Source organism: Phyllobacterium pellucidum (assembly GCF_013327855.1).
GTDB classification, from domain to species: Bacteria; Pseudomonadota; Alphaproteobacteria; order Rhizobiales; family Rhizobiaceae; genus Phyllobacterium; species Phyllobacterium pellucidum.
In genome coordinates this window covers 1,216,182-1,239,328 of the sequence record NZ_JABUMX010000001.1, presented here as the reverse complement: position 1 = coordinate 1,239,328, position 23,147 = coordinate 1,216,182, and the positions used below count along the sequence as shown (strand labels likewise).

The window sequence follows — 23,147 nt, the reverse complement described above, 5'->3', positions numbered from 1 at the left end:
CGATTTCGCAAGACAGCATATATCAAATAGTGCGCATCAGGGGCACTTTGCCCGTGGTGTGGTTTTGGATGTGGTTAACGGAGTGGCAGACGGGCCATGCATGTTTCTTACGAAATAGAGGCTGATGTTTCCTTGCAGGAGCGCTTGCGCTTTGCTGGTCTGAGGCCGACCCGTCAGCGCATCGCGCTTGCCAGCCTGATCTTCTCGAAGGGCGACAGGCACCTTTCAGCCGAGGAACTGCATGAAGAGGCGCAGGGCGCCAACGTGCCGGTTTCGCTGGCAACCGTCTATAACACCCTGCACCAGTTCACCCAGTCGGGAATGCTGCGCATCCTCGCCGTTGAAGGTGCAAAGACTTATTTCGACACCAATGTTTCGGACCATCATCACTTCTTCGTCGAAGGCGCCAACGAGGTTATCGATATTCCCGATGGTTCGGCGATGGTCGGGCACCTGCCTCCCGTGCCAGAGGGCATGGAAATCGTCAACGTCGATATCGTGATCCGCCTGCGCAAGAAGCGCGGCTAAACGATCTATCAATACACCCTGCGCAGCAGCAGGTCGACGAAAGTGCCGGCCGCCGAGCTTTAAACCAGCCGTATCGGACCGGGATAGCGCGCAACGATCGGATCCGAAGTTACGAGCGTTATTCCCTCAGACATGGCCTGTGCCACAAGTATGCGGTCAAACGGGTCCTTGTGGATCTGCGGCAACGCTGCGACGGCAACGGCGTGTTCGCTCGTGATCGCCAACTCGGCATAGCCATTGTCCAATAAACCGCGACGGAGGATGCGCGCATCCACCCGAAAGTCGGAGCGTTCCAATCCCTGCTTTATCGCGGTTTCCCATAGACTGGCGGCGCTGAAGACCAGTTGGTTCTCCGGATTCGTGAAGAGCAATCGTGCATCAACGGAAAGTCTGTCGTCGAACGCCGCAGCCCAAAGGATAAGATGTGTATCGAGCAGCAACCTCATTTGGCAATGCTGAATAGAGCCTCTATTTCCTCTTTGCCCATCTCGTTGAAGTCGTCGGGGACATCGATCTGGCCAGCTAAGAACCCAAGGCGCTTTGGTTGCGGCGTGTCTTGAACGTCGACTGCGCTCACCTTGACCATCGGCTTTCCGGCCTTGGCAATGATGAACGGTTCCCCGTTGGAGGCCTGTTCAATAAGACGCGAAAGGTACGTCTTTGCTTCATGAATATTAACAGTTCGCATTGTGTCACCCCTCAGACTTAGTCTATTAGACTTAGTCTATTCCTCTGGGCGAAACAAGTACACGTTTTAATCGTCGAATTTCTCGTCCGGATAGGCGCCCCAGATGTCGGGCTGCTTTATCCAGCCGCTGGCGCCGCTGAAAACGACGCGGCAATAGGTGCCGTTACAGGCTTTCAAGGTTCCAAGTACGCCCGGCTGGACCTTGGCGACAAGCGCGGACTGATCGTCGGCGCTGCGATAGACATTGAGCATGGCGCCGTCCTTGTCCCGCTGCCATGGCGCCGTCAGAGCCGTTCGCTTGCCGGAGAGCAATGACTGATAGACCCAGCCTTCCGTGCCTTCGGAATCGCGGATGCGTCGCCAGTTGTCGAATTCCTGGACGATCTCGACCGGGAGGCCAGACTTCAGGAATAGCCACGTCACCGCATAGTCGCGGCCCGGGCCAACGCGCAGATTGACGCGACCGGGCTTCAGGCTGACGAATCGGGGCAGGGGCAGACCGCTGGGTCCGACCTGCGCTGCCTGCGCCGGTGCGAAAGCCGGCAAGGTCAATGGCAGCCCCAGCGTCACGGCTGCAGCGAGGCTGGCGGCAGTCAGGAAGCGGCGAAAAGTTCCAATATTCAACAAGGTCGGTCCTTCGTCGTCCGGGCCTCAATCCGCGCGTTTTTCGGCAGAATGGCGGACGATCCCTATTTTTCTTTGTCTTTGATGCGCCGCCTTGATAGACAAGTGGAGGAGCGCAAAGAGCAATTGCAGTTTGCAATGACTTGGTTAAAGAGGTCTCAATAGCGCTGTCAAATGGGAGGGGAATATTGGTGAGCAAGAAGCCTCTGGTCGTCATAACTCGCAAATTGCCGGATCCCATTGAAACCCGCATGCGCGAGCTTTTTGAGGCCCGGCTGAATGTCGATGACCGGCGTCTGACCAAGGCGGAGCTGATCGAGGCGGTCAAAACTGCCAATGTGCTCGTCCCCACCATCACCGACCACATCAGCGAAGAGATTATTGCCGCCGCGGGACCCAACCTCCGGTTGATCGCCAACTTCGGCAACGGTACCGACAATATTGACGTCGTTGCCGCCGGCAAGCGCGGCATTACCGTTACCAACACGCCGAACGTTCTGACCGAAGACACGGCCGACATGACCATGGCTCTTCTGCTCGCCGCCCCGCGCCGCCTGGTCGAAGGCGCATCGATCCTTCTCGACGACGGAAAGTGGGAGGGCTGGGGTCCGACCTGGATGCTCGGCCGCCGCATCTGGGGCAAGCGCCTCGGCATCGTCGGCATGGGCCGCATCGGCACTGCGGTTGCGCGCCGCGCCAAGGCTTTTGGCCTTTCCATACATTACCACAACCGCAAGCCGGTCAACCCGCGTACCGAAGAGGAACTAGAGGCGACCTATTGGGAGAGCCTCGATCAGATGCTGGCCCGCATGGACATCATCTCGGTCAATTGCCCGTCGACCCCGGCCACGTTCCACCTGCTTTCGGCAAGACGCCTGGCGCTGATGCAGCCGACGGCGTTTATCGTCAATACGGCGCGCGGCCAGATCATCGACGAGCACGCACTTATCGAACAGCTGGAACAGGGCAAGCTCGCCGGCGCGGCCCTCGACGTGTTCGAGCACGAACCCGCCGTGAATTCCAAGCTGCGCAAGCTCGCCAAACAGGGCAAAGTGGTCATCCTGCCGCATATGGGCTCGGCGACCCTCGAAGGGCGCATCGACATGGGCGAGAAGGTGATCATCAATATCCGCACCTTTATCGATGGTCACCGTCCACCGGATCGCGTCTTGCCCGATCGCGTTTGACGGCGGAATTCAGGCGGCGACAGCGATATCACCATCGACGGCGATCCGGACTTTCTCTCCATTCAGCCCTTCGAATTTCTCGCGGTCGAGTTCAATGGCGATCGGCGTCTGGTAGCCCATCTCCTGTGCCACGATGAGCCCGAGAAGGAGAATCGCATCCGGTTCGTGAAGAATGATTGCCGCAGGCGCAAGATCGACGGACACCAGCTCAAGCAGCACGGCGGCGGCCGAAGAGGAACCGATTGTCCCGGGCAGGCAAAGAATCGTTCCGGCAATCGAGGCACCGTGCTCCGGATGGCGCACGTCTTCGATCAACCCCGTCTTGGGATTGACCCCGCCCCAGAAACTGATCGGCGCAGAAAGGACGAGTGCCGGGCCCTCGGCTGCCGCGCCTGCAACAAGAACCTTCGCCTTCATGGCGCGCCTCCGAAGCGCGGCCGACCTGCAACGGCGCTTTCCACACATTCGGCCATCGACCCATAGAGCACGCCATACCCGGTATTGCCGGGCGCGTAGTGGGCGAACTTGCCGGAGTTGGTCATCAGCACGGCACCTTCTGCCTCGGGCAAGATGGGCGTGACGACGACGCAGGTATCAGCAACGATGACAATGCCGGCGTCTTCGAGAGATTTGCGACCGCCATCGGCTTCCAGCTCCGCCAATGCGTGGCGGCTGGTGCAGGCATAGAGCGGGATTTTGAGCTTGCGGCCGGCAACGAGCTGTTGAAGCTGGTTGAACTCGTCACCCGACAAATGCGGACTGCCGATGGCGACGGCATCGAGCCTGTCTGTGCCTGAAACGGTGGAGAGCCGCCGGCGCGAGTCTGCGACCATTTCCTCGCTGACATGGATAGTCATCTCCGGCGGCTGATGCTGGAGCGCGATATTGAGATCGGGTGCTTCCGGCGTAACGCCCGACACATGAAAAAGCCCGACTGCTCCCGCTGAAGCGGCCGCTGCGCCAAAGGCTTTCAAAGCGTCTTCGCCGGGATGGCGGGCAAGCCCCGAAACAATGCCGACCGCGCCGCCAAGCTCACGGCCGTAGAGGCTGCCAAGAATGGGAAAGGCCACTTCGGAAGCCAGAAAGGCAGAGTCGAGACCCGACACATCGAACACCACGGTTGCGCGGCGGTTCTCCTCGAGGTGAAAACCGTAATAGGGCGCAAAGCCGGCAATCGCGCAGGCGATGTCGAGAAAATCGCCATAGCGGTTGGTGCGGGCGCCCAGTACGGAATTGCAGAACACGACCGCATTGGATTCGCCCCAGGCGACGTCCGTGCCGGGGGCCGGCCGATGGCCCGCCTGATAGGGCGCGCAGGTCCAGCTCGGCTCGCAGCCAAGCTTGCGATAGGCGTCCATCATGCGCCGCGCCATCACCCGCTCATGCGGCGGCAGCCGGTTCCTTGAGCATCCGGTAAGATCGATGGAGCCCACATTGAGTGTGGCGCGTACGGCGACTTTTGCCCTGCCTTCAACGAGCTTCTCGGCAAAAAGCGTTCCGGAGTCACCGTGGTAAAGCGCACCGTCAATATGGGCTGAAGCAATGGGGATGAGCGAGGGCGCCCCCATCAGCCGCGCCGTTGCTGCAACGATCCGCATCGCCATCGCTGCGCCTTCTCCGCCCGCACCTTGGGCAATCGATTGCTGTTCCGCAGTCAGTTCAAGCGGCATCATCCGACCGCTTGCGCGCCTTGTACTTGATGATTTCGAAACGCGAGGTCAGCGCATCATAGAGAAGAAGCCGTCCGACCAGCGGTTCGCCAATTCCGGTAATGAGCTTGATGACTTCCGTCGCCTGCAAGGTGCCAATGACGCCTGGCAGAACACCGAGTACGCCGGCCTCGGCACAGGCCGGAAGCAGTCCCGGTGGTGGCGGATTGGGAAAGAGATCGCGATAGGATGGATTGGCCTCGCCGGCAGGGTTCGCCGCATAGGGCATCAACGTCGTGACCGAACCGTCGAACCGTCCAAGCGCTGCCGAAATCAGCGGCCGCTTTTCCTTAAGGCAAACGTCGGCCAACAAATAGCGCGTATCGAAATTGTCCGATCCGTCGACGATGATATCGTAGCGGCGCACGAGATCGGCGGCATTCTCCCTGGCGATACGCGTCTCATGGGTCTCGACGATGACATGCGGGTTGATAGCGGCGATAGCCCGCGCGGCACTTTCGACCTTGGCCGATCCGACGAGGTCGGAGCTATGTATGATCTGGCGCTGCAGGTTTGAGAGCGAAACGCGATCATCGTCAATGATCCCGAGCGTGCCGACACCTGAGGCCGCGAGATACTGCAGCACCGGAGCGCCGAGGCCGCCGGCACCGACAACGAGCACCCGGGCACGTTTCAGCTTCTGCTGGCCCGGACCGCCGATCTCGCCAAGGATGATATGGCGCGCATAGCGTTCGATTTCAGCTTGGGAGAGGGCGGTGTTTTGCTCGTCGATCATTTTCTGCGCTGGCTATCCACTTTGCCGGTCAGCCTCCAATGCGATTGGTGCCCTTGGAGGCGCTCGTCGAGACCGACACTAGAGCAAGAACGCCTCGAAATGCACGGCCGATTTGCACTCAGGCGAGAAATTTCAGCCCGCCGATGCCGGCAACGATCAAGCCGATGCAGACAAGACGGACGACGGTGGCGGGCTCGGCAAAAAGATACATGCCTAGAAGTGCAGTGCCGACCGTTCCGATACCCGTCCAGACCGCATAGGCACTGCCGACGGGAAGATCGCGCAGAGCCAGGCCAAGCAGCACAACGCTGATGACCATGCTGCCGGCGGTAAGGATCGAGGGAGTAAGGCGGGTAAAGCCATCGGTATATTTGAGCCCGATGGCCCAACCGATTTCAAAGAGTCCCGCAGCGACGAGTATTATCCAGGCCATGACGACCTCCTTCACATATTTGCTCGGGCCGTCCCGGATTTGTCTGGAAGCGCCGGAAATCCAGCGGCGTTGAGGTCGTCCTCACGAGGTCTATTTAGGAAACGGCAATGTGAATGGCAAGCCTGTCGCGTGATGACTAATTTTGTTGTTTATGTTCAAGGCCGATGAAGGGGCGACAGCGAGCCCCATTCACCTGTTCCGGCACGCAACAGCATGGAGAAAATAAGGATGAACAATGATCGGAAGCTCCCGAACGGTTTAACCCAGCGGGCGCTCCTAGTATGCATGACGCTGATATCTACGCGGGGAGTTGCGATGGCTGACACGAAGGCACTTGAACTGATTGAAGCCGCGCATGGCGGCGACACGACGACCTTGCGGTCGTTACTCGCGCAAGGGGTTGATCCCGATGTGCGGAACGAACGCGGCGAAACGGCGCTGCTCGTCGCAACACATGCCAACCGCATAGAAGCGGCACGCATGCTGATCGAGGCCGGCGCCGACGTGAATGCCAAGGACAGGATCGAGGATAGTCCCTATCTGTATGCCGGCGCCCGCGGTCACCTCGAAATACTTCGCATGACGCTCGCCCATGGCGCGGATTTAAAGAGCACCAATCGCTACGGCGGCACGGCACTGATCCCGGCTTCAGAGCGCGGTCACGTCGAAACCGTCCGCACGCTCATCGAGGCCGGCGTTGATGTCGACCATGTCAACAAGCTCGGCTGGACAGCACTCCTCGAGGCGGTCATTCTCGGCGACGGCGGTCCCCGCCATATTGCAATCGTCAAGCTGCTTGTCGATGCGGGTGCGAACAAGGCGCTTGCCGATAGGGACGGCGTCACGGCGCTGCAGCACGCACGCGCGAAAGGCTATGCGCAGATCGTGGCCCGGCTGCAGTAAATGACATGCGGTTCATCGTGCTCGCAGCAGCTACCTCCTAGCGACCTCTTCGCCAACCTGCACACCCCTGCCACCATCCTCGGGCCTGACCCGAGGAGCCATCGCGGATGTACGTGAGCGCTGCCGCGGGAAATGGAAAAAATCCGTCTCTCTCTCAATCAATTGGTAACCAAGATTCTTCATTGTTCATGCAGGACAGTCGCGGATTGAGGACGCGGTTTTGTTGCCCGCAGCCTCAGTTTTGCCACGGTAAGCGTGGTTTTGCGCGGACTGTCGCGTGGGTTGAGCAGTGTGGGTACGAGTATCATGGCGTTTGCAGTCGGGGCGGGCGGAAAGCCTTCGCAAAAAAATGGCCGTCGTCGGGGTCCCGGACTAACCTCCGCCGCCTTTCTTGCAAGCCTCGGAATCATGACCGCGTTCGGAGCGATCATTCTTGCCGTTACACTGCACCATGCCGTCGCCTCGCGGTCCGAGGGCAGCGCGCTCGCTGACAGCTACAGGCCGGGTGAACGGGCGTTTGGCCCGAGCAGCATCGCCCTCGCACCCAACCTCGTCCCGGTTCGCGTCAATCCCAAATATCCCCGCGTTCCGGAACTCACCGGCACGGCCTGGCAGGCTACCGATATGGACGAGGGCTCGGTGATCTCGGCTACCGGCGAGATCGTCGTCATCACGCCGCCGAAGCCGAAGTTCGTTCTGGCGGCAACGGCGCCGCTTGAAGAGGATGCGTTCGGTGTCCGGGCTTCGGGCCTCGATACAATGCATGTCGCTTCCGTGCGTTCCTACAGCACCTTCGACGAGCCGCCTTCGCCGCAAGTCGCCTTGGCCGGTGCGCCCGCCGCTGCGGGTTATCCGTCAGACGGTCCGTTCAGCCTGGTATTGGCTGAAAAGGCCCCCGGGCTTGACGATGCAGACGATGCGGCTGAAGTCCCGCTACCCGGCATCCGTCCCAACCGCCCGGCCCGGCTGGCCAAGCGCGCAACGCCGCAGCTTCTTGCCTATGCGCCGCAGGACAACGACATTCGCGATGTTGCGCCGTCCTACGAACCGCCGGCGGCCCGCCTCTTTGCCCGCAATCGCACCGCGATCTACGATATCTCGGCCAAGACGGTCTACATGCCCAATGGCGAGCGTCTTGAGGCGCATTCCGGACTTGGTCCGCTGCGTGACGATCCACGCTCCGTACACAAGAAGATGCGCGGTGCCACGCCGCCACATACCTACCGGTTGACGATGCGCGAGGCCCTCTTCCACGGCGTCGAGGCGATCCGGCTCAACCCACTCGATCCGAGCAAGCTTTTTGGCCGCGACGGACTGCTAGCCCATACCTACATGCTCGGCCCGCGCGGCGATTCAAATGGCTGCGTGTCGTTCAAGGATTACCGCCGGTTCCTTGCGGCCTTCAAGCGGGGTGAGGTCACGCAGCTTGTCGTCGTCGCCCGGATGCCGGCATCGACGACGAGCGTTGCATCGCGGTAATCCGCTTCTTGCGGAAGCCGACCCCACGCCTGCCAACGCCCGTTTTTTGTAGGGCACTCTAGAATACGGTATTCACCGATTGTCCGAGCGCCATCGCTCCGGCATACCGCGCTTGCGGGCCTTGCTGGAGCGGGTGGAACCGCGCGCCCTGGATATCCCGGAAACGCTGTTCCAGACCGTTCGAGCGATAGAAACCGGCACCACCCGCCAACTCGAGAGCAAGCTCCACTGTCTTGATTGCATGTTCCGCTACCAGTGAACGTCCGATCATGACCTCGTTGACGCTTTCGGCGGAAGGCGAATTGCGCTCGACAATTTTTACCATCCATTGATGTGCAAGCTGGGCGGCGCGCAGCGAGGTGTCCATGCGACCGGCGAGGTTCATGGAGGTCTCGGTCGGCTGCTTCTTCTTGGCAAGATGGATGGCAATGTCCCGCGCGCTTTCGGCAACGCCGAGATACACAGCATAGATCAGCGGAAATGCCGTTGTTGCGATGATCTGGAAAACCGGATGCCATTCGCCCGCCTTGCGCGAAAACGCGACGCTGGCGTCAGGCACAAAGAAGTCTTCGATCGCAACATCGTTGGAGCCGGTGCCTCGCATTCCGAGCGCTTTCCAGGTATCGACAACCTTCACTTCGGCTGACTTCATGGGAACGCCAAAGTGGATCACCTGAGCCGAACCGTCTTCCCCACGAAGGATTGCGCCGGTCATCAGGATGTCTCCGGCATTGGCGCCTGAGGTGAACACCTTGCGCGCCTTGATGCGGTAGCCGCCCTCGACCTTGGTTGCATCGCCTGAGCCGCCGATCCAGTCCGAGCCCCCGCTCGACAACAGGATCAGCTTTTCAGCGGCAATACGCTTCAGAAGGGGCTCGACGGCCAAAGCCTTCTGGTGGCGCCAGCGCCAGGCAGGGATCGCGACTTGATGCGTGTGCATCGAGAAAGCGAGCGCGGTCGACGAGCAGCCATGCGCGAGCACGCGCAGCATTTCGGCAAGCTCGCCAACGTCGGCGCCGCCGCCGCCAAGTTCGTGGGGCACGCCGGCATGGACGAGGCCGGCCTCCTTGAGGAGCTTATAGTTCTCCGCAACGAAAGTGTCGGTCTCGTCAAATTCCGCCGCCCTCGCAGCGAGAGTTGGTGTCAAAGAGTGCGCGATATCTACGGCACTCCCGGACGAAGCTTCGTCCGCAATGGATGATGTATGTGCCATGCTGTTCATAGGTCCTCCTTGGGGCTTCAGCAGCCCATGCGCAGAGGATCCTCTCAACGCTGCAATTCGTCCAGTTCAGGAAATGTACTAGCCTATTCGGCTTCGCCCTTGGCCGTTTTCGCCCGTGTGCGTGGCGCGGCTTTCTTTGCCAGTTTCTTGGCTTGGTTGAATTCGACGGCGGCGCGAATGAGCTTTTTCAAAGCGTCCTTGTCAACCTTGTCACCCTCGTGGACGTCGATCGCGCGCCACACTTTGCCCCCGAAGCCATTGTTGAAAAGCTTATCTGGATCCGGAAGGCTTGCGCCGTGCGAGAACGTCAGCTTCACCTTTTCCTTGTGGGCATTGCCCACCGCGATGATCCCGTCGCGCTCCCAGACAGGGCTACCCATCCACTTCCATTCCTCGACGATCTCCTTGTCGGCTTCAAGGAAAGTCTTGCGGAGGCTTGCGAGCATCTCCCCGCGCCAGTCGCCGAGTTTTTCGATAAGCTGGTCAATATGTTCCGAGGGATTCATGGGTACTGTTCCTCCAGTTCCGGACCCGATTCGTGCAGGCAAGCCTATATTACTTGATCAAATCAGGGGACCCAGCCGGGCAGGGCGGCGGCCTGACGGATCCACGCCGCCAGTTCCTCCTCATTGATCGCGTCGTTCTCATGGATGTGAAAGTAACGGGTGTTCTTGTCCTTGGATTCGACAGGCGGCATCGGGTTCAGCGACGCGCCGTGGAAGAAAGCGACCTTTATGTATTTGTCGAAGCAGTGGACGCCGAGAAAGAATCCCTGACCTTCAATACCGTAGAGCGGCGAGTTCCATTTCACCGCCTTTCGCACATCAGGAACGGTGCGAGCGATCAGCGCGTCCAGGCGTCGGCCGGCCTCGCTTTTCCAGCCGGGCATCGCCGCGATATAGGCCTGAACGGGCGCGTCGCCGTCAGCTTTCGCAATCTGAGGGTTTCCGCCCGACAAGAGCTTGGGCTCTGCGGGGGTGCCTTGGGGCTTGCGGGCAGGTGATTTGCCGGAGAGTTCCTTCGCTTTCTTCTTGACGGTCTTGCCCGGTTTCTTTTGGGCAACCGTACGCGGTTCATTCGAAGTATCGGTCATACGTCCAACCTTTCGAGCAGCGTTTAAAAGACAGGGCATAGTTGTATCCGCAGACTTCGGCACAAGGCAACGTTCCGACCCGAAATGTCCAGCCGGTAGGATTCGACCGCGTTTTAGGGTATTCTTGCCTTAAGAAAAGGGTCAGGAAGACCGGTGGGAACAATGGAACAACGTGGAGGATACGGGCAGTTCTGTCCGGTTGCGATGGCGTCGGAGATATTGTGCTCGCGCTGGACGACGCTCGTGATACGCGAAATGCTGATGGGAACGACGCGTTTCAACGATCTGCGCCGCGGCGTGCCGCGCATGTCGCCTGCGCTTTTGTCCAAACGGTTGAAAGAGCTTGAACGTGCGGGGGTGGTAGAGGTCGTAACCAACGCCAACGGCACGACCGAGTATCATCTCTCGCCCGCTGGCGAAGACCTGCGGGCAATCGTGCTCGGCATTGGCTCCTGGGGGCAGCGCTGGGTTGAATCGGAACTGTCGCTGCGCAATCTCGATCCCTCCCTGCTGATGTGGGACATGCGCCGCAACCTCAATCCGAAGCCGCTGCCAAAACGGCGCTGCACGATTCAGTTTCTGTACCCCGAACTGCCGGAAACCAGGCAGAATTTCTGGCTGGTTGTCGACGGCAGTTCCGTTGACCTTTGCGGCTTCGATCCGGGATTCGATGTCGATCTTCTGGTGACAAGCTCGCTGAAGAGCATGACGGCGATCTGGATGGGACTTTCGGCCGTCAGGCGCGAGGTCGAAGCAGGCCGCGTCGAATTCGACGGCGACCCCAGCATTGCGAGCGCCATGCAGCAATGGCTCGGCCTCAGCACATTTGCCCCACAGCAACGCATGGTCTCATAGGATTGGTGAAATCGCCGCAGCGCGGAAACCGCAAGCATGACTTGCGGCTTCCTTTGTTCCTTTCAGACGACAATCAGCCCAGCGATTTGATGATTTCGCGATAGGCTGCCTCCGGGAAAGCCTTCAGCGTACGCGTGCGCACAAAACCCTTCTGCCCAAGGCCGAGCGTAAAGCGCGCCATGACCGCGTCGTCGGGCGCCGTCATAATGCCGACCATGTCATATTCGCCCATCGTCAGAAAAAACTGATCGAACGAACCACCCATTTCCTTGAGCATTTTCTTCGCACCGTCGAGCCTGTTAGGCGAGTCCCCGGCGTTCTTGAGGCCAAGTTCAGTCCAGTTCAAGAGAACAACATATGTGGTCATCGCTAACCTCCCCCGCGGCACGGCTCGTGCCGGTGGCCGCGATTTTGCTCCCTCCGCATCCCCGGATTAACTATAGTCCTGTTGGCAGGGTGGAACAATGCAAGGCCTGCGACAGACGCACCCGCAAAGACTTGATCAGTAGTCCATACCGCCGCCCGCAGGCATGGCTGGAGCCGCGGGCTTCTTGGGAATATCGGCGACCATCGCTTCGGTCGTGACGAGGAGACCCGCAATCGAGGCAGCGCCTTGCAGCGCGCTGCGCACCACCTTTGCCGGATCGATCACGCCCATCTCGTAAAGATTGCCATATTCGCCGGTCTGGGCGTTCCACCCAAATGCAAAGTCGCTATTCTCGCGCAATTTGCCGACGATCAGCGAGCCCTCCGCGCCAGCATTCTCCGCAATCTGTCGCACGGGCATCTCGATGGCCCGCCGCACGATCTCGATACCGACGCGCTGGTCCGCATTCTTGACCTGCAGGCCCTCAAGCACTTTGGCTGAACGCAGGAGCGCAACGCCGCCACCGGGAAGTATTCCTTCTTCCACGGCCGCCCGTGTCGCGTGAAGCGCGTCGTCGACGCGATCCTTGCGTTCGCGCACCTCGACCTCGGTCGAGCCGCCAACCCGGATCACGGCAACGCCGCCGGCAAGTTTGGCAAGCCGTTCCTGCAGCTTTTCCTTGTCATAGTCGGATGTCGTATCCTCGATCTGGGCCTTGATCTGCACAATTCGTGCATCGATATCGGCTTTCGTGCCGCCGCCGTTGACGATAATCGTCGTTTCCTTCTCGACGATCGTCTTCTTGGCACGGCCGAGCATGTCGAGTGTGACGTTCTCGAGCTTGATGCCGAGGTCTTCGCTAATCGCGGTGCCGCCGGTGAGGATCGCTATGTCCTCGAGCATGGCCTTGCGCCGATCGCCGAAGCCAGGCGCCTTGACCGCTGCGACCTTCAACCCACCGCGCAATTTGTTGACGACGAGCGTGGCCAATGCCTCGCCCTCCACATCTTCTGCGATGATCAGCAGCGGACTTCCCGACTGGATGACGGCTTCGAGAATGGGCAGCATTGCCTGAAGGTTCGAGAGCTTCTTCTCGTGGATGAGGATATAGGGATCTTCGAATTCGACCCGCATCTTGTCCTGGTCAGTGACGAAATAGGGGGAGAGATAACCGCGGTCGAATTGCATGCCCTCGACGATTTCGAGTTCGGTCTCGGCGGTTTTTGCCTCCTCGACAGTGATGACGCCTTCGTGCCCGACCTTCCCCATGGCGTCGGCCAGATATTGGCCGATTTCGATATCGCCGTTGGCGGAGATGGTTCCCACCTGGGCAATTTCGGAATTGTTGGAGATTTTACGGGCATTGCGCTTCAGTTCCGCAACGACTGCTTCCACGGCGATATCTATGCCGCGCTTCAAATCCATCGGATTCATGCCCGCAGCTTCAGCCCTCGCGCCCTCGCGCACGATGGCCTGGGCAAGAACGGTAGCTGTCGTCGTGCCGTCACCGGCAACATCGCTCGTCCTCGAAGCGACTTCGCGCAGCAGCTGGGCTCCCATGTTCTCGAATTTATCCTCGAGTTCGATTTCCTTGGCGACGGTGACGCCATCCTTGGTGATGCGCGGCGCTCCGAAGGATTTCTCGATCACGACGTTGCGGCCCTTGGGACCGAGTGTCACTTTGACGGCGTTGGCAAGTATATCGACGCCGCGCATCATGCGATCGCGCGCTTCGGCGCTGAATTTGACTTCTTTTGCAGCCATGGTCCTCACTCCTCCCTTTTACAAGTTCTGTAATTTTCCTTGAAAACACAGCGGAATCTGACAAGATTCACAGTGACGCATGAGTTGATCCACAAGGGAAATATTCATGACAACAAGCAGAGCATTCGAACTTCAGCTAAAAGGCTACGGTCTGACAACGGCCGAGATACATTATCGCCTTCCCGACCACCCGAGCTTTCTGCAGCTTTACATTTGGCAGGAATACGATCTTGCTCCGTCTTTCCCGGAATTGAAAGGCTTTCTTGATTTCTGGTGCAAGGACATCGAGGGGCCGCTACACTCAGTCCGGATCGTCCACCAGCACCTGATTTCGCCGCGTGAATGGCGCGCAGTGGACGGCATCATATCGCTGCATTGATTGCGGCGCCCCTGGAACGCTTCAGCGCCGATAAGGGCGCATCGGGCCTGTTCTCCCTATTTGAAATATCCTCCGGACAATCCGCCCGCCCACAGGCGAGATGATGGAAAACCATCAATATCCAAATGGACCGGGCTGCATTCGGAAAGGTAATTTCGATGCACGGGCAATAAGAGGCCGGCGGGGCGCAGTTGCGGAGGATAATCAAATGACGAAAAGCTATGCGCTTGTTGGCGACGCAGCGCGAGCCGCGGTACTGACCGACGTTGGCTTCGAGCACCGCGTCGAATCCGAATGGTTTTCCGCAAAAGTCGACCGCAAGGTCTTCAAGCAGTTGATGAAGCGTTCAGACCTGGTCTCGCTGCGCCATTTTGGGCTCTGGCTCGCATTGCTTGCCGTATCGGGTGCCGGCGCTTTTCTGACATGGGGCACGCTTTGGTGCGTTCCATTCTTCGCCGCCTATGGTGTTCTCTACGCTGCCAGCGATCACCGCGCGCATGAACTTTCGCACGGGACGCCATTCAAGACGCGCTGGATCAACGAGGCGCTTTACCACCTCAACGGCTTCATGACCCTGCATGAGGGTTTTTACTGGCGCTGGAGCCATTCGCGGCATCATACAGACACGATCATCGTCGGCCGCGACCCCGAAATTGCAGTGCCGCGTCCGCCCGATATTCCAGGTATCATTCTCGATTTCTTCTTCCTGAAGTCCGGCCTGATCCAGATGGCTTCGATCCTTCGCCACGCCTGTGGCAGCCTGAACGGGGAAGGCCGTCACTTCGTTCCTGACAGCGAACAGCCCAAGGTGTTCTGGTCGTCACGCATCTACGTTGCGATCTTCGTCGCGACCGGAGCCGCCTGCTGGTATTTTGCCTCGATCCTGCCTGCCCTGTACATCGTCCTGCCGCGCTTTTATGGCGGTCCGCTGGCGCAGCTCTTCAACATCACGCAGCATGCGGGGCTCGACGAGGATGTCTACGACCACCGGCTCAACACGCGGACATTCGAGACCAATCCTGTGTTCCGCTTCCTCTACATCAACATGAACTACCACATCGAGCACCACATGTTCCCTATGGTGCCGTTTTATGCCCTCCCGCAACTGCATGCCATGATCAAGGACCAGTGCCCTCCGGTCTATCCGTCCATCTGGGACGTTTACCGCGAAATCATCCCGGCGCTGATCAGGCAGGTGAAGGACCCCGGCTATTTTGTCCAGCGGCCGCTGCCGGGAACGATTCGGGCCGCACCCGACATGCGCTTTGCCGCGCCCGCCGAGTGAACAATAATTTTGAGGAGAACTGACGATGAATGCTGTTTCGAAGACCTGGATCGAAGCGTGCGACGCCGATGACATCGACGAGGAGGATGTTATCCGCTTTGACCACGACGGTCGCACTTTCGCGATCTTCCGCTCGCCGGACGACGAGTATTATGCCACCGATGGCCTCTGCACCCATGAGAAGGTGCATCTTGCTGACGGGCTCGTCATGGACCATGTCATTGAGTGCCCAAAGCATAATGGCCGCTTCGATTACCGAACCGGCGCGGCCAAGGGCGCTCCTGTCTGCGTGAACCTGCGTACCTATCCGGTCAAGGTCGAATACGGGAAAGTCCTCATCTCCGTTGGTTAGCTTGCCGTGCGATCGGATGTCTTCCCGACATTCTCCGGTCCGTGCAGCGTGAAGTCGATCGTCGCGCTATAAGGTGTCTTGAATTCGGGATGCTCGGCATAGCCGAAGTGGTGCAGCAGGATGTCGACCGCGAGCCGCGCCTGCTGCTGCGGGTTCTGGTCGATGGCGAGCGTCATCGTACCCTCTCGCAACATTTTACACGATTGCGGGGTTAACTCGTGCCCGATGAAGATGGGTTGTTGCTGCAGCGCGCTCTTGCGAAGGGCGAGTTCAACGGCGTCATTCGGAGCACCGGCATTATAGACGCCGACAATATTGCGGTGACATTTCAGTGCATCGACCAGGAGCCGCTCGGAAATTTCAGAATCGTCGCGCCCCTCAAGACGCTCCGCCAGTGTAAGCCCGGCGCCGTGGACATTGATTGCATCTGTCAAACCCCGAATGCGGTCGGCATGGCCCCTGATTCCGAGGTCATAGCACAGGGCAATGACGCGACCCGGTTGCCGCGCAAACTTAGCCATGAAGTAGCCCGCCGTCCGCCCGGCAGCGTAATGGTCTATTCCGGCATAGGCGAAGCGCGCTGAGGTTGGCAGGTCGGAGATGACGGTGATCACCGGAATACCCGCTGCGGTTATGGCGCCGACGGCGCCGATGATCGCGGGATCCTCCTGCGCATAGATGATCACCGCATTGCAAGTCGTGGCGCGGATACGCTCGGCAATGTGTTCCGCTTTGTCGTCCTTGAGCAAGCTACGCTGAATGGTAACCGAGCGGTCGAGGCTGGGTGCAAGCTGCATGAACGCCTGGTTCATGCGCTTGATCAGGGGCAAATAGGGCCGCGCGAGTATTACCTCCAGGCGCAGTCCCTTATGATAGGTCGCGGGCAGGATGCGCTGCAAACCGAGCTGTCGCGCAGCCCGAATGATCTTCAAGGCCGTTTCCGGTTTGACGTTGCCGCGCTCATTGAGCAGACGATCGACCGTAGCGATACCAACTCCGGCAAGCTCGGCAACCTCGCTCAGTATGACCTTCTTACGCGCCATCAACCGCTCCGAGGCTGCATGGCGCTAGGCTGCCGGACGCTGTGGAATATCGAGGCCACGCTGCACGGCGGGCCGGGCAAGTCCGCGCTCCAGCCAGCCGGGGACATATTTGAGCCTGTCGAAATCAACGATTTCCCGCGCGCCGTAGAACCCGACAAGGTTGCGCACCCAGCCGAGCATGGAGATATCGGCTATGCTGTATTCGTCGCCCATGATCCATTCACGCCCGCTGAGCCGCGTTTCGATTACGCCGAGCAGGCGCTTCGATTCATCAACGTAGCGTTGGAGCGGCCGCTTGTCCTCGATCTCGCGGCCTGCGAACTTGTGAAAGAATCCGACCTGTCCGAAAATCGGCCCGATTGCGGCCATCTGGAAGAAAACCCACTGGATGGTCTCGTACCGCAGGCTCGGGTCCGCGGGAATGAGCTTGCCGGTCTTCTCGGCGAGATAAAGCAGGATGGCACCGGATTCGAAGAGGCCGAGCGGCTTGCCGCCCGGACCATCGGGATCGATGATCGCGGGGATCTTGCCGTTGGGATTGAGCGACAGGAACTCCGGCGTCCAGCTTTCATTCTTGCCGATATTGACCGCATGCGGCTCGTAGGGCAGCCCAAGTTCTTCCAGCGCGATCGACACCTTGACCCCGTTCGGGGTCGGAAAAGAATAAAGCTGCAGCCGGTCCGGATATTGTGCCGGCCAACGGCTGGCAATGGGGAAAGCGGATAGATCGGACATTCACGTCTCCTTGGGGGGATTTGATTCTGGAGCGGGTAGGCTAGCATGCAGGCGAACGCGCATCCACGTTGGCGAGTTCCTGTGATTGTTCGGCTTTTCCGAAAACCAGTTCCGCCATCTGCCACCTACTTCGAACCGAGGCCAATCACCACTATCAAGTCCAACAATAGCGGCTGACCCTCAGCCCGCATCAGACATCAGGAGAAGAACATGAGCAGATTATCTGGAAAAGTGGCGATCGTTACCGGTGCGAGCGCCGGTATCGGTCGGGCGACGGCAAAGCTGTTCGCCATGGAGGGCGCAAAGCTTGTCGTCGGCGCGCGGCGCAAGGAAGAGCTTGACGCACTGGTGCTCGAAATCGAGAGCGATGGCGGCGATGCCGTTGCCCTTGCCGGCGACGTGCGTTCGGAAGATTATGCCAAGGGCCTCGTCCAACTCGCTGCGGAACATTACGGCAGGCTCGACATCGCCTTCAACAATGCCGGCGTTATGGGAGAAGCGGGCCCAACGACCGGCGTTTCTGAAGCAGGCTGGAACGATGCCATTGCGATCAACCTGACCGGCTCTTTCCTTGCCGCCAAGCATCAGGTCGCGGAGATGCTGAAGCACGGTGGCGGATCGATCATCTTCACGTCCACCTTCGTCGGCTACAGCTTCGCATTCCCGGGCGTTGCTGCCTATGCCGCCAGCAAATCCGGCATTATAGGCCTCACCCAGTCGCTGGCCGCCGAGTACGGACCGCAGAATATACGCGTCAATGCGATCCTGCCAGGTGCGGTCGATACGGACATGTACCGCGAGATGAACAATACGCCTGAGTCAAAGGCATTCATCACCAACCTTCATGCCTTGAAGCGGGTCGCGACCGCGGAGGAACTGGCGCGCTCCGTGGTCTACCTGGCCTCCGACGACGCTTCGTTCGTGACCGGCACGGCCTCGCTGGTCGATGGCGGTGTCTCGATCACACGGACGTAATCTGCTCGACGTTGATCCTCGGGCCCGCACTAGTCAGGCTCGAGGGCCAAAATCAAGGCGGCGTGACAATCATCCAGGTGAACACATAGGCCTGGAGCATGACCAGAATGCCGACGAGGCAGGCCAGCACGATCGAATGCTTGAAGACAAAGCGCAGGATCGTCCCCTCATGCCCGTACCAGTTGGTAGCGGTGGAGGCGACGACGATCGACTGGGCATCGATCATCTTGCCCATGACGCCGCCTGACGAATTGGCCGCGCTCATCAGTATCGGTGAAAGACCGAGTTGTTCGGAGGTAATCTTCTGCAGATTGCCAAAGAGCACGTTGGAGGCGGTATCCGATCCCGTCAGGGCGACGCCCAGCCAGCCGAGCAAGGTTCCGAAGAAGGGATAGAGCACACCGGTCGCGGCGAAAGCGAGGCCGAGCGTCGCATCGATGCCGGAGAGGCGGGTGAGCGTTCCGATGGCAAGCATCGCCGAGATCGTGATCAGCGAGTAGGCGCACAGCTTTATCGTGCGGCCATAGGCCGTGATCAATTCAAGTGGTTTGTAACCCATGATGAAGCCGGAAATGATGGCTGCAATCAGCATGCCGGACCCGGTAAAGGAGAGCCAGGTGAAGGCAAAGACTGCCTTTTCCGGCGTCGGGGTGGCAGCAATCGGCGCGACTTTCATGATCTGGTTGTTGAGGCCCGGCACCTCGTAGCTCAACGTCGCCCATGGATTGACCATGCCCTTGAACCAATCAGTACCCCAAAGCAGAAGCACCGCGCAGACGATGATCCACGGCGTCAGTGAGGCCCAGACCTCCTTGCGCGTCGGCTCGCGCTTGTTTGCCTTCACCGGTGGGACCTGGCTTGCGGAGTCGTCGCGGATGCGCAGCTTGGCCGAGGTCCAGATGACCTGCGGCTGCCAGATGCGAAGAAAGCCTATGAGGCAGGCCATGGAGATCAGGGAAGCGCCGATATCGACGATCCAGGGGTTGACGAAATTGGAAATCAGGAATTGGGGCACGGCGAAGGAAACGCCGGTGACGAGAATGGCAGGCCAGACTTCCTTCATGCCTCGCCAGCCGGCAAACGCCCAGACGACCCAGAATGGTATGATCAGCGAGAAAAACGGCAATTGCCGTCCCACCATGGCGCCGAGCAGAAACGGGTCAATACCCGTCACGCTCGACAGGCCGGCGATGGGTGTGCCGAGCGCGCCGTAGGCGACCGGGGCGGTGTTGGCAATCAGCGACAGGCCTGATGCGGCAAGCGGCGAGAAGCCGAGGCCGATAAGGATCGCTGCGGTGACTGCAACCGGCGTGCCAAATCCCGACGCGCCCTCGAAGAAGGCACCGAAAGAAAAGGCGATCAGCAGGATCTGCAAGCGCCTGTCGCGGGTAACGCCGCCGATCGTGTTCTGCAGCGTCTCGAAGATGCCCTTCTCGACGGTCAGTCTGTAGAGAAATATGACGTTGAGGACGATCCAGCCAATCGGAAAGAAGCCGGTTACAACGCCAAGCAGCGATGCCCTGACCGACATGCCGGCGGGCATTGTGAAGATGAAGATGGCGACAAGATTGGCAACGACCAGGGCGATGATCGCGGCGATGTGCACCTTGACCTTGTTCGATGCGATCATCGCAAGCAGAACGACAACAGGTATCGATGCGGCGATAGTCGATAGAACGGCGTTATTGAAGGGGTTGTAAACCTGATTCCACATGTTGAATACGCTCCATGACGAATGTATGTGGCAGATGAATCGGTCTTGTCCCTAGTTGGTACGTCGAAAGTCCAATATTGCAAGGCGACTTACTCACAAAAGCGTTTGATAAGTCCGATGCCTTTCGCCGACGTCTCGAAGCAACTCAACACAATCCAGACGTGTGTTACCGTAACATACTTGCGTGTAAACGGGTTGCTGGTCACCAATGGAAGCAGAATGCTTTTGCTGGGATGCAGTTCCAACTCACGCAAATCTTCCACGCAGTTTCATGCCGCATCGGCGTCGCAGCTTGTGACGCGAACAGACGATCTCAAGAAAACCGGACGCAAGCCCATTGCATGAAACCAATGAATGGCGCGCGGACTTCCAACGGAGGCCAACATGAAAGTGAGAATAATAAGCCAAGTGGCTGCCGCGCTCATTGTTATGGGCGCATTGGTTCATGGCGCAGCAGCAGCTGACGCTATTACCGAGGAGGAGGCCGCGACGATCGGCATAGATGCCTATGTCTACTTCTATCCCATGGTGACGATGGACGTGACGCGGCGGCAAGCAACAAATATCGAGGCCGGTAAAGTCATGGGGCGAGGGCCGGCCAACACCTTCGTCAACGTTCCGGAATTTCCGACCGCAGACTACCGCGATGTGGTCAGGCCCAACTTCGACACCCTCTATTCCTCCGCCTGGCTCGACATGACCAAGGAGCCTATGGTCGTATCCGCACCCGATACCGGCGGGCGCTATTACCTCCTTCCCATGCTCGACCTGTGGTCGGACGTCTTCGCATCACCCGGCTGGCGGACCACTGGTACGGCCAAGGCCGATTACGTGCTGGTGCCACCCGGCTGGCAAGGCAAAGATCTGCCAGAAGGGCTCCAGCGGATAGACGCGCCGACTCCCCATGTCTGGATCATCGGCCGTACCAAGACCGATGGACCGGAAGACTACGACGCGGTTCACAAGATCCAGGCGGGCTACAAGATCACTCCGCTATCGCAATGGGGAAAGACTGCAGAAGCCGCCAAGGTGACGATCGATCCCTCGGTCGATATGAAGACGCCGCCTAAAAAGACGGTCGACAGCATGTCCGCAAACGAATTCTTCGCCTACGCGGCCGACGTCTTGAAAGTCAATCCGCCGCATATCACCGATCAGCCGATCATCGCACGCATGAAGCGGATCGGCATCGAACCCGGCAAGAGCTTCGACGCAGGCAAGCTCGATCCGGCCGTTGCAAAAGGGCTGCAAGACGTGCCCGCCCAAGCGCGAAAGCTTATGGAGTGGAAGGTGCCGACGCTTGCTCGCGTCGCCAATTATTGGTCGATGAATACCGATACGATGGGCGTTTACGGCAATTACTACCTCAAGCGGGCGATTGTGGCGCAACTCGGTCTGGGTGCAAACCTGCCTGAGGACGCGATCTACCCGCTCAATCTCGCAGATGAAAAAGGCGATCCTCTGACCGGCGCCCGGAATTACACCCTGCATTTCGACAAGCAATCACTCCCGCCGGTCGATGCATTCTGGTCGGTCACGCTCTATGATATGGAGGGTTTCCAGGTTGGCAATCCGCTCAATCGCTTTGCTGTCAGCAGTTGGATGCCGTTCAGCTATAATGCCGACGGTTCGCTCGATCTCTACTTCCAAAACAAGAGCCCCGGCGCCGACAAAGAAGCCAACTGGTTGCCCGCGCCTGAAGGTCCATTCAACCTGACGATGCGGCTCTATGGGCCGCGATCCGAGGCCCTCACGGGAAAATGGAACCCGCCGGCCGTCATTGTCGCGCCTGCCTTGCAGCCCTTGGTGACGCAGTAACAGCAACGCAGCCGCGCGGCGCTCGCAACGGCGCCGCGCGTTTGTATTTCCGGAGCGCTTCTATTTAAGTGCGCAAAACTCTAAAACATCCTCATGAACTTCATTCGGCATCTCTTCGGTGTCTCCCGCAGCCTTTGGAAGGCGATTACGGATGAACTCCGTTCGGTCGGCCGCCCGGGGCCCCGGCTCGTCGATGAGCTTGAATGCGTCCTGTCGGTGTTGCTTGCAATTGTCTTCGCCCATGCGCTTGGAGCGCAATATGTCGGATGGGCCGCATTCAGCGGCTATGCCGTCATGCGCTCGCGGCTGTCGGAAAGTGTCATGCGCGGGACGCTTCGGATCACGGGAACGATAGCAGGCGCGATCGTTGCGCTTATCCTCGCGCCGCTTATCGCCGACAAATCGTTTCCGCTCGCCTTGGCCTTGGCGCTGATCGGGGCAACGACGCTCTATTTCGCGCTTGTCAGCCGGCGCAGCTATGCCTGGCTTTTCACGGGACTTACCTTCTGCATGATCCTGATCGAAGGCATGATGCAGCCCGCGAGCTCGGTGTTTCCCTTTGCCCGGTCGCGTATCGTCGAAATCCTTGCTGGCACATTCGCCTGCATCATCGTCAGCGCCTTGTCCAACTGGACCATTCGCCGCGCGCTGCGGCGAGACGAGCCGAAGACTGCGACGCCCCTCGCGACCCCGGCTGCAACGCTTTGGCACAAGGGCGCTGCGCTCCACGCGCTCCAGGCCGGGATCGCGCTGGCGTTCATCCCGTTCATCTGGCGGTGGACCGGCTTTGCATCGCTCAGCCAGTCGAGCGTTACCATCATGGCTGTCATGCTGTTGCCCGTGGCAACGCTTGAATCAAGCGTATTGAATCCGGTCACCTCGAAGATCGCGATGCGCTTTGTCGGTTGCGCTGCCGGCGGCGTGCTCGCCATCGCGGTCCTGTTGAGCAGCCATCATTCCCCCTTGCTGATGACGCTTGCCCTTTGCGTTGCCGTAATTATCGGACGGCACGTCGAGAACGGCAATCCGGCGACGAGCTATATCGGCATCCAGTTCGCGCTTGCTTTCCTTGTCGTTCTCGTTCCCGACAACTACATGAATGCCGCGCCGGAGCCGGGTTTGAACCGCCTGGCTGGAATTTTGCTCGGCATCGTAATCCTCGAACCAGTTCTGCTCGCCTGGCATCTGCTTTTCGCGGATAAATCGCCGCCGAAAGTTGGAATGGCGGCCGAACCCGACAACATGCCAAGGGAATAGC

The 23,147-nt window shown here is 59.3% G+C and carries 26 protein-coding genes; 11 read left to right on the top strand and 15 right to left on the bottom strand.

Going from position 1 to position 23,147, the window contains the following annotated elements:
* The first annotated feature begins 96 nt into the window (after window positions 1–96).
* Window positions 97–528: an iron response transcriptional regulator IrrA gene (irrA, locus tag HQ945_RS06125; RefSeq protein WP_174207809.1), complete on the top strand. Its 432-nt coding sequence runs from the start codon at window positions 97–99 to the stop codon at window positions 526–528.
* A gap of 59 nt (window positions 529–587) precedes the next feature.
* Here the strand turns inward: irrA and HQ945_RS06120 are convergent, their stop codons facing one another.
* The 3 genes from HQ945_RS06120 to HQ945_RS06110 all read right to left on the bottom strand — a co-directional run bounded on the left by HQ945_RS06120 (window position 588) and on the right by HQ945_RS06110 (window position 1,840).
* Window positions 588–974, bottom strand: coding sequence for a type II toxin-antitoxin system VapC family toxin (locus tag HQ945_RS06120; protein ID WP_027230463.1), 387 nt, complete (start codon window positions 972–974; stop codon window positions 588–590).
* Window positions 971–1,216 (bottom strand): type II toxin-antitoxin system Phd/YefM family antitoxin, encoded by a 246-nt coding sequence (locus tag HQ945_RS06115; protein WP_027230462.1) that lies wholly within the window; start codon window positions 1,214–1,216, stop codon window positions 971–973. The genes HQ945_RS06120 and HQ945_RS06115 overlap by 4 nt, the downstream gene beginning before the upstream one ends.
* A gap of 66 nt (window positions 1,217–1,282) precedes the next feature.
* Window positions 1,283–1,840, bottom strand: a complete 558-nt coding sequence (locus HQ945_RS06110) for an SH3 domain-containing protein (protein WP_051614822.1) — start codon at window positions 1,838–1,840, stop codon at window positions 1,283–1,285.
* Between the two features lie 185 nt (window positions 1,841–2,025).
* On the opposite strand from HQ945_RS06110, the gene HQ945_RS06105 reads away from it, so the two are divergent.
* Window positions 2,026–3,027 (top strand): 2-hydroxyacid dehydrogenase, encoded by a 1,002-nt coding sequence (locus tag HQ945_RS06105; protein ID WP_027230460.1) that lies wholly within the window; start codon window positions 2,026–2,028, stop codon window positions 3,025–3,027.
* 9 nt (window positions 3,028–3,036) lie between these two features.
* Here HQ945_RS06105 and HQ945_RS06100 read toward each other — a convergent pair whose 3' ends face one another.
* The 4 genes from HQ945_RS06100 to sugE form a co-directional block, all read right to left on the bottom strand.
* On the bottom strand, window positions 3,037–3,444 hold the full coding sequence (locus HQ945_RS06100) for an aconitase X swivel domain-containing protein (protein ID WP_091919933.1): 408 nt from the start codon (window positions 3,442–3,444) through the stop codon (window positions 3,037–3,039).
* Window positions 3,441–4,700, bottom strand: a complete 1,260-nt coding sequence (locus HQ945_RS06095) for an aconitase X (protein WP_281358712.1) — start codon at window positions 4,698–4,700, stop codon at window positions 3,441–3,443. The genes HQ945_RS06100 and HQ945_RS06095 overlap by 4 nt, the downstream gene beginning before the upstream one ends.
* A complete protein-coding gene (moeB, locus tag HQ945_RS06090; protein ID WP_113279721.1) occupies window positions 4,687–5,472 on the bottom strand; it encodes a molybdopterin-synthase adenylyltransferase MoeB in 786 nt (261 codons plus the stop codon). Before moeB ends, HQ945_RS06095 begins: the two co-directional genes overlap by 14 nt.
* Window positions 5,473–5,590: 118 nt before the next feature.
* On the bottom strand, window positions 5,591–5,905 hold the full coding sequence (gene sugE / locus HQ945_RS06085) for a quaternary ammonium compound efflux SMR transporter SugE (protein ID WP_027230456.1): 315 nt from the start codon (window positions 5,903–5,905) through the stop codon (window positions 5,591–5,593).
* Window positions 5,906–6,220: 315 nt separating this feature from the next.
* Between sugE and HQ945_RS06080 the strand changes: the two genes are divergently transcribed.
* On the top strand, window positions 6,221–6,808 hold the full coding sequence (locus HQ945_RS06080; RefSeq protein WP_246272558.1) for an ankyrin repeat domain-containing protein: 588 nt from the start codon (window positions 6,221–6,223) through the stop codon (window positions 6,806–6,808).
* Between the two features lie 408 nt (window positions 6,809–7,216).
* Window positions 7,217–8,287 carry a DUF2778 domain-containing protein gene (locus tag HQ945_RS06075; protein ID WP_246272554.1) on the top strand — a complete coding sequence of 357 codons (1,071 nt, stop codon included), beginning with the start codon at window positions 7,217–7,219 and terminating at the stop codon, window positions 8,285–8,287.
* 58 nt (window positions 8,288–8,345) lie between these two features.
* Here the strand turns inward: HQ945_RS06075 and HQ945_RS06070 are convergent, their stop codons facing one another.
* The 3 genes from HQ945_RS06070 to HQ945_RS06060 all read right to left on the bottom strand — a co-directional run bounded on the left by HQ945_RS06070 (window position 8,346) and on the right by HQ945_RS06060 (window position 10,602).
* The gene (locus tag HQ945_RS06070) at window positions 8,346–9,500 is read right to left on the bottom strand and encodes an acyl-CoA dehydrogenase family protein (RefSeq protein WP_174207808.1); all 1,155 of its coding nucleotides are present in this window, start codon (window positions 9,498–9,500) and stop codon (window positions 8,346–8,348) included.
* A 92-nt stretch (window positions 9,501–9,592) separates the two neighbouring features.
* Window positions 9,593–10,015 (bottom strand): DUF1801 domain-containing protein, encoded by a 423-nt coding sequence (locus tag HQ945_RS06065; protein ID WP_174207807.1) that lies wholly within the window; start codon window positions 10,013–10,015, stop codon window positions 9,593–9,595.
* A 62-nt stretch (window positions 10,016–10,077) separates the two neighbouring features.
* Window positions 10,078–10,602, bottom strand: coding sequence for a DUF1801 domain-containing protein (locus HQ945_RS06060; RefSeq protein WP_174207806.1), 525 nt, complete (start codon window positions 10,600–10,602; stop codon window positions 10,078–10,080).
* Between the two features lie 162 nt (window positions 10,603–10,764).
* Here HQ945_RS06060 and HQ945_RS06055 point away from each other — a divergent pair, with 162 nt between their 5' ends.
* Window positions 10,765–11,457 (top strand): winged helix-turn-helix transcriptional regulator, encoded by a 693-nt coding sequence (locus HQ945_RS06055; protein WP_027230452.1) that lies wholly within the window; start codon window positions 10,765–10,767, stop codon window positions 11,455–11,457.
* Window positions 11,458–11,530: 73 nt separating this feature from the next.
* Here the strand turns inward: HQ945_RS06055 and HQ945_RS06050 are convergent, their stop codons facing one another.
* Together HQ945_RS06050 and groL are read right to left on the bottom strand one after the other, a co-directional pair.
* Window positions 11,531–11,824, bottom strand: a complete 294-nt coding sequence (locus tag HQ945_RS06050; RefSeq protein ID WP_027230451.1) for a GYD domain-containing protein — start codon at window positions 11,822–11,824, stop codon at window positions 11,531–11,533.
* A gap of 135 nt (window positions 11,825–11,959) precedes the next feature.
* The gene (gene groL / locus HQ945_RS06045) at window positions 11,960–13,588 is read right to left on the bottom strand and encodes a chaperonin GroEL (RefSeq protein ID WP_174207805.1); all 1,629 of its coding nucleotides are present in this window, start codon (window positions 13,586–13,588) and stop codon (window positions 11,960–11,962) included.
* A gap of 106 nt (window positions 13,589–13,694) precedes the next feature.
* Between groL and HQ945_RS06040 the strand changes: the two genes are divergently transcribed.
* The 3 genes from HQ945_RS06040 to HQ945_RS06030 all read left to right on the top strand — a co-directional run bounded on the left by HQ945_RS06040 (window position 13,695) and on the right by HQ945_RS06030 (window position 15,604).
* Window positions 13,695–13,967: an usg protein gene (locus HQ945_RS06040; protein ID WP_027230449.1), complete on the top strand. Its 273-nt coding sequence runs from the start codon at window positions 13,695–13,697 to the stop codon at window positions 13,965–13,967.
* 208 nt (window positions 13,968–14,175) lie between these two features.
* Window positions 14,176–15,252, top strand: a complete 1,077-nt coding sequence (locus tag HQ945_RS06035) for a fatty acid desaturase family protein (RefSeq protein WP_174207804.1) — start codon at window positions 14,176–14,178, stop codon at window positions 15,250–15,252.
* Window positions 15,253–15,277: 25 nt separating this feature from the next.
* Window positions 15,278–15,604 carry a MocE family 2Fe-2S type ferredoxin gene (locus HQ945_RS06030; protein ID WP_027230447.1) on the top strand — a complete coding sequence of 109 codons (327 nt, stop codon included), beginning with the start codon at window positions 15,278–15,280 and terminating at the stop codon, window positions 15,602–15,604.
* Here the strand turns inward: HQ945_RS06030 and HQ945_RS06025 are convergent.
* Both HQ945_RS06025 and HQ945_RS06020 read right to left on the bottom strand, forming a co-directional pair.
* A complete protein-coding gene (locus HQ945_RS06025; RefSeq protein WP_174207803.1) occupies window positions 15,601–16,647 on the bottom strand; it encodes a LacI family DNA-binding transcriptional regulator in 1,047 nt (348 codons plus the stop codon). The two genes, HQ945_RS06030 and HQ945_RS06025, sit on opposite strands and share 4 nt — an antisense overlap.
* A gap of 24 nt (window positions 16,648–16,671) precedes the next feature.
* Complete coding sequence (locus HQ945_RS06020) at window positions 16,672–17,382, bottom strand: glutathione S-transferase N-terminal domain-containing protein (protein ID WP_174207802.1); 711 nt, start codon at window positions 17,380–17,382, stop codon at window positions 16,672–16,674.
* 210 nt (window positions 17,383–17,592) lie between these two features.
* Between HQ945_RS06020 and HQ945_RS06015 the strand changes: the two genes are divergently transcribed.
* Entirely contained in the window at window positions 17,593–18,357 is a 765-nt protein-coding gene (locus HQ945_RS06015) for an SDR family oxidoreductase (protein WP_027230444.1), read from the top strand.
* 52 nt (window positions 18,358–18,409) lie between these two features.
* Here the strand turns inward: HQ945_RS06015 and HQ945_RS06010 are convergent, their stop codons facing one another.
* Window positions 18,410–20,071 carry an L-lactate permease gene (locus HQ945_RS06010; protein ID WP_027230443.1) on the bottom strand — a complete coding sequence of 554 codons (1,662 nt, stop codon included), beginning with the start codon at window positions 20,069–20,071 and terminating at the stop codon, window positions 18,410–18,412.
* 384 nt (window positions 20,072–20,455) lie between these two features.
* On the opposite strand from HQ945_RS06010, the gene HQ945_RS06005 reads away from it, so the two are divergent.
* Both HQ945_RS06005 and HQ945_RS06000 read left to right on the top strand, forming a co-directional pair.
* Window positions 20,456–21,889, top strand: a complete 1,434-nt coding sequence (locus HQ945_RS06005; RefSeq protein ID WP_113279837.1) for a DUF1254 domain-containing protein — start codon at window positions 20,456–20,458, stop codon at window positions 21,887–21,889.
* Between the two features lie 93 nt (window positions 21,890–21,982).
* Entirely contained in the window at window positions 21,983–23,146 is a 1,164-nt protein-coding gene (locus HQ945_RS06000; RefSeq protein ID WP_113279729.1) for an FUSC family protein, read from the top strand.
* Window position 23,147: the final 1 nt, after the last annotated feature.

Excerpts from the sequence above, each read along its gene's own strand:
- HQ945_RS06020 (WP_174207802.1), bottom strand. The coding sequence starts at position 17,382 with ATGTCCGATCTATCCGCTTTCCCCATTGCCAGCCGTTGGCCGGCACAA.
- HQ945_RS06040 (WP_027230449.1), top strand. The coding sequence starts at position 13,695 with ATGACAACAAGCAGAGCATTCGAACTTCAGCTAAAAGGCTACGGTCTG.
- HQ945_RS06060 (WP_174207806.1), bottom strand. The coding sequence starts at position 10,602 with ATGACCGATACTTCGAATGAACCGCGTACGGTTGCCCAAAAGAAACCG.
- groL (WP_174207805.1), bottom strand. The coding sequence starts at position 13,588 with ATGGCTGCAAAAGAAGTCAAATTCAGCGCCGAAGCGCGCGATCGCATG.
- irrA (WP_174207809.1), top strand. The coding sequence starts at position 97 with ATGCATGTTTCTTACGAAATAGAGGCTGATGTTTCCTTGCAGGAGCGC.
- HQ945_RS06055 (WP_027230452.1), top strand. The coding sequence starts at position 10,765 with ATGGAACAACGTGGAGGATACGGGCAGTTCTGTCCGGTTGCGATGGCG.
- HQ945_RS06080 (WP_246272558.1), top strand. The coding sequence starts at position 6,221 with ATGGCTGACACGAAGGCACTTGAACTGATTGAAGCCGCGCATGGCGGC.
- HQ945_RS06035 (WP_174207804.1), top strand. The coding sequence starts at position 14,176 with ATGACGAAAAGCTATGCGCTTGTTGGCGACGCAGCGCGAGCCGCGGTA.
- HQ945_RS06010 (WP_027230443.1), bottom strand. The coding sequence starts at position 20,071 with ATGTGGAATCAGGTTTACAACCCCTTCAATAACGCCGTTCTATCGACT.
- HQ945_RS06075 (WP_246272554.1), top strand. The coding sequence starts at position 7,217 with ATGACCGCGTTCGGAGCGATCATTCTTGCCGTTACACTGCACCATGCC.
- HQ945_RS06015 (WP_027230444.1), top strand. The coding sequence starts at position 17,593 with ATGAGCAGATTATCTGGAAAAGTGGCGATCGTTACCGGTGCGAGCGCC.
- HQ945_RS06005 (WP_113279837.1), top strand. The coding sequence starts at position 20,456 with ATGAAAGTGAGAATAATAAGCCAAGTGGCTGCCGCGCTCATTGTTATG.
- HQ945_RS06100 (WP_091919933.1), bottom strand. The coding sequence starts at position 3,444 with ATGAAGGCGAAGGTTCTTGTTGCAGGCGCGGCAGCCGAGGGCCCGGCA.
- sugE (WP_027230456.1), bottom strand. The coding sequence starts at position 5,905 with ATGGCCTGGATAATACTCGTCGCTGCGGGACTCTTTGAAATCGGTTGG.
- HQ945_RS06030 (WP_027230447.1), top strand. The coding sequence starts at position 15,278 with ATGAATGCTGTTTCGAAGACCTGGATCGAAGCGTGCGACGCCGATGAC.
- HQ945_RS06095 (WP_281358712.1), bottom strand. The coding sequence starts at position 4,700 with ATGATGCCGCTTGAACTGACTGCGGAACAGCAATCGATTGCCCAAGGT.
- HQ945_RS06000 (WP_113279729.1), top strand. The coding sequence starts at position 21,983 with ATGAACTTCATTCGGCATCTCTTCGGTGTCTCCCGCAGCCTTTGGAAG.
- moeB (WP_113279721.1), bottom strand. The coding sequence starts at position 5,472 with ATGATCGACGAGCAAAACACCGCCCTCTCCCAAGCTGAAATCGAACGC.
- HQ945_RS06065 (WP_174207807.1), bottom strand. The coding sequence starts at position 10,015 with ATGAATCCCTCGGAACATATTGACCAGCTTATCGAAAAACTCGGCGAC.
- HQ945_RS06120 (WP_027230463.1), bottom strand. The coding sequence starts at position 974 with ATGAGGTTGCTGCTCGATACACATCTTATCCTTTGGGCTGCGGCGTTC.
- HQ945_RS06115 (WP_027230462.1), bottom strand. The coding sequence starts at position 1,216 with ATGCGAACTGTTAATATTCATGAAGCAAAGACGTACCTTTCGCGTCTT.
- HQ945_RS06050 (WP_027230451.1), bottom strand. The coding sequence starts at position 11,824 with ATGACCACATATGTTGTTCTCTTGAACTGGACTGAACTTGGCCTCAAG.
- HQ945_RS06070 (WP_174207808.1), bottom strand. The coding sequence starts at position 9,500 with ATGGCACATACATCATCCATTGCGGACGAAGCTTCGTCCGGGAGTGCC.
- HQ945_RS06025 (WP_174207803.1), bottom strand. The coding sequence starts at position 16,647 with ATGGCGCGTAAGAAGGTCATACTGAGCGAGGTTGCCGAGCTTGCCGGA.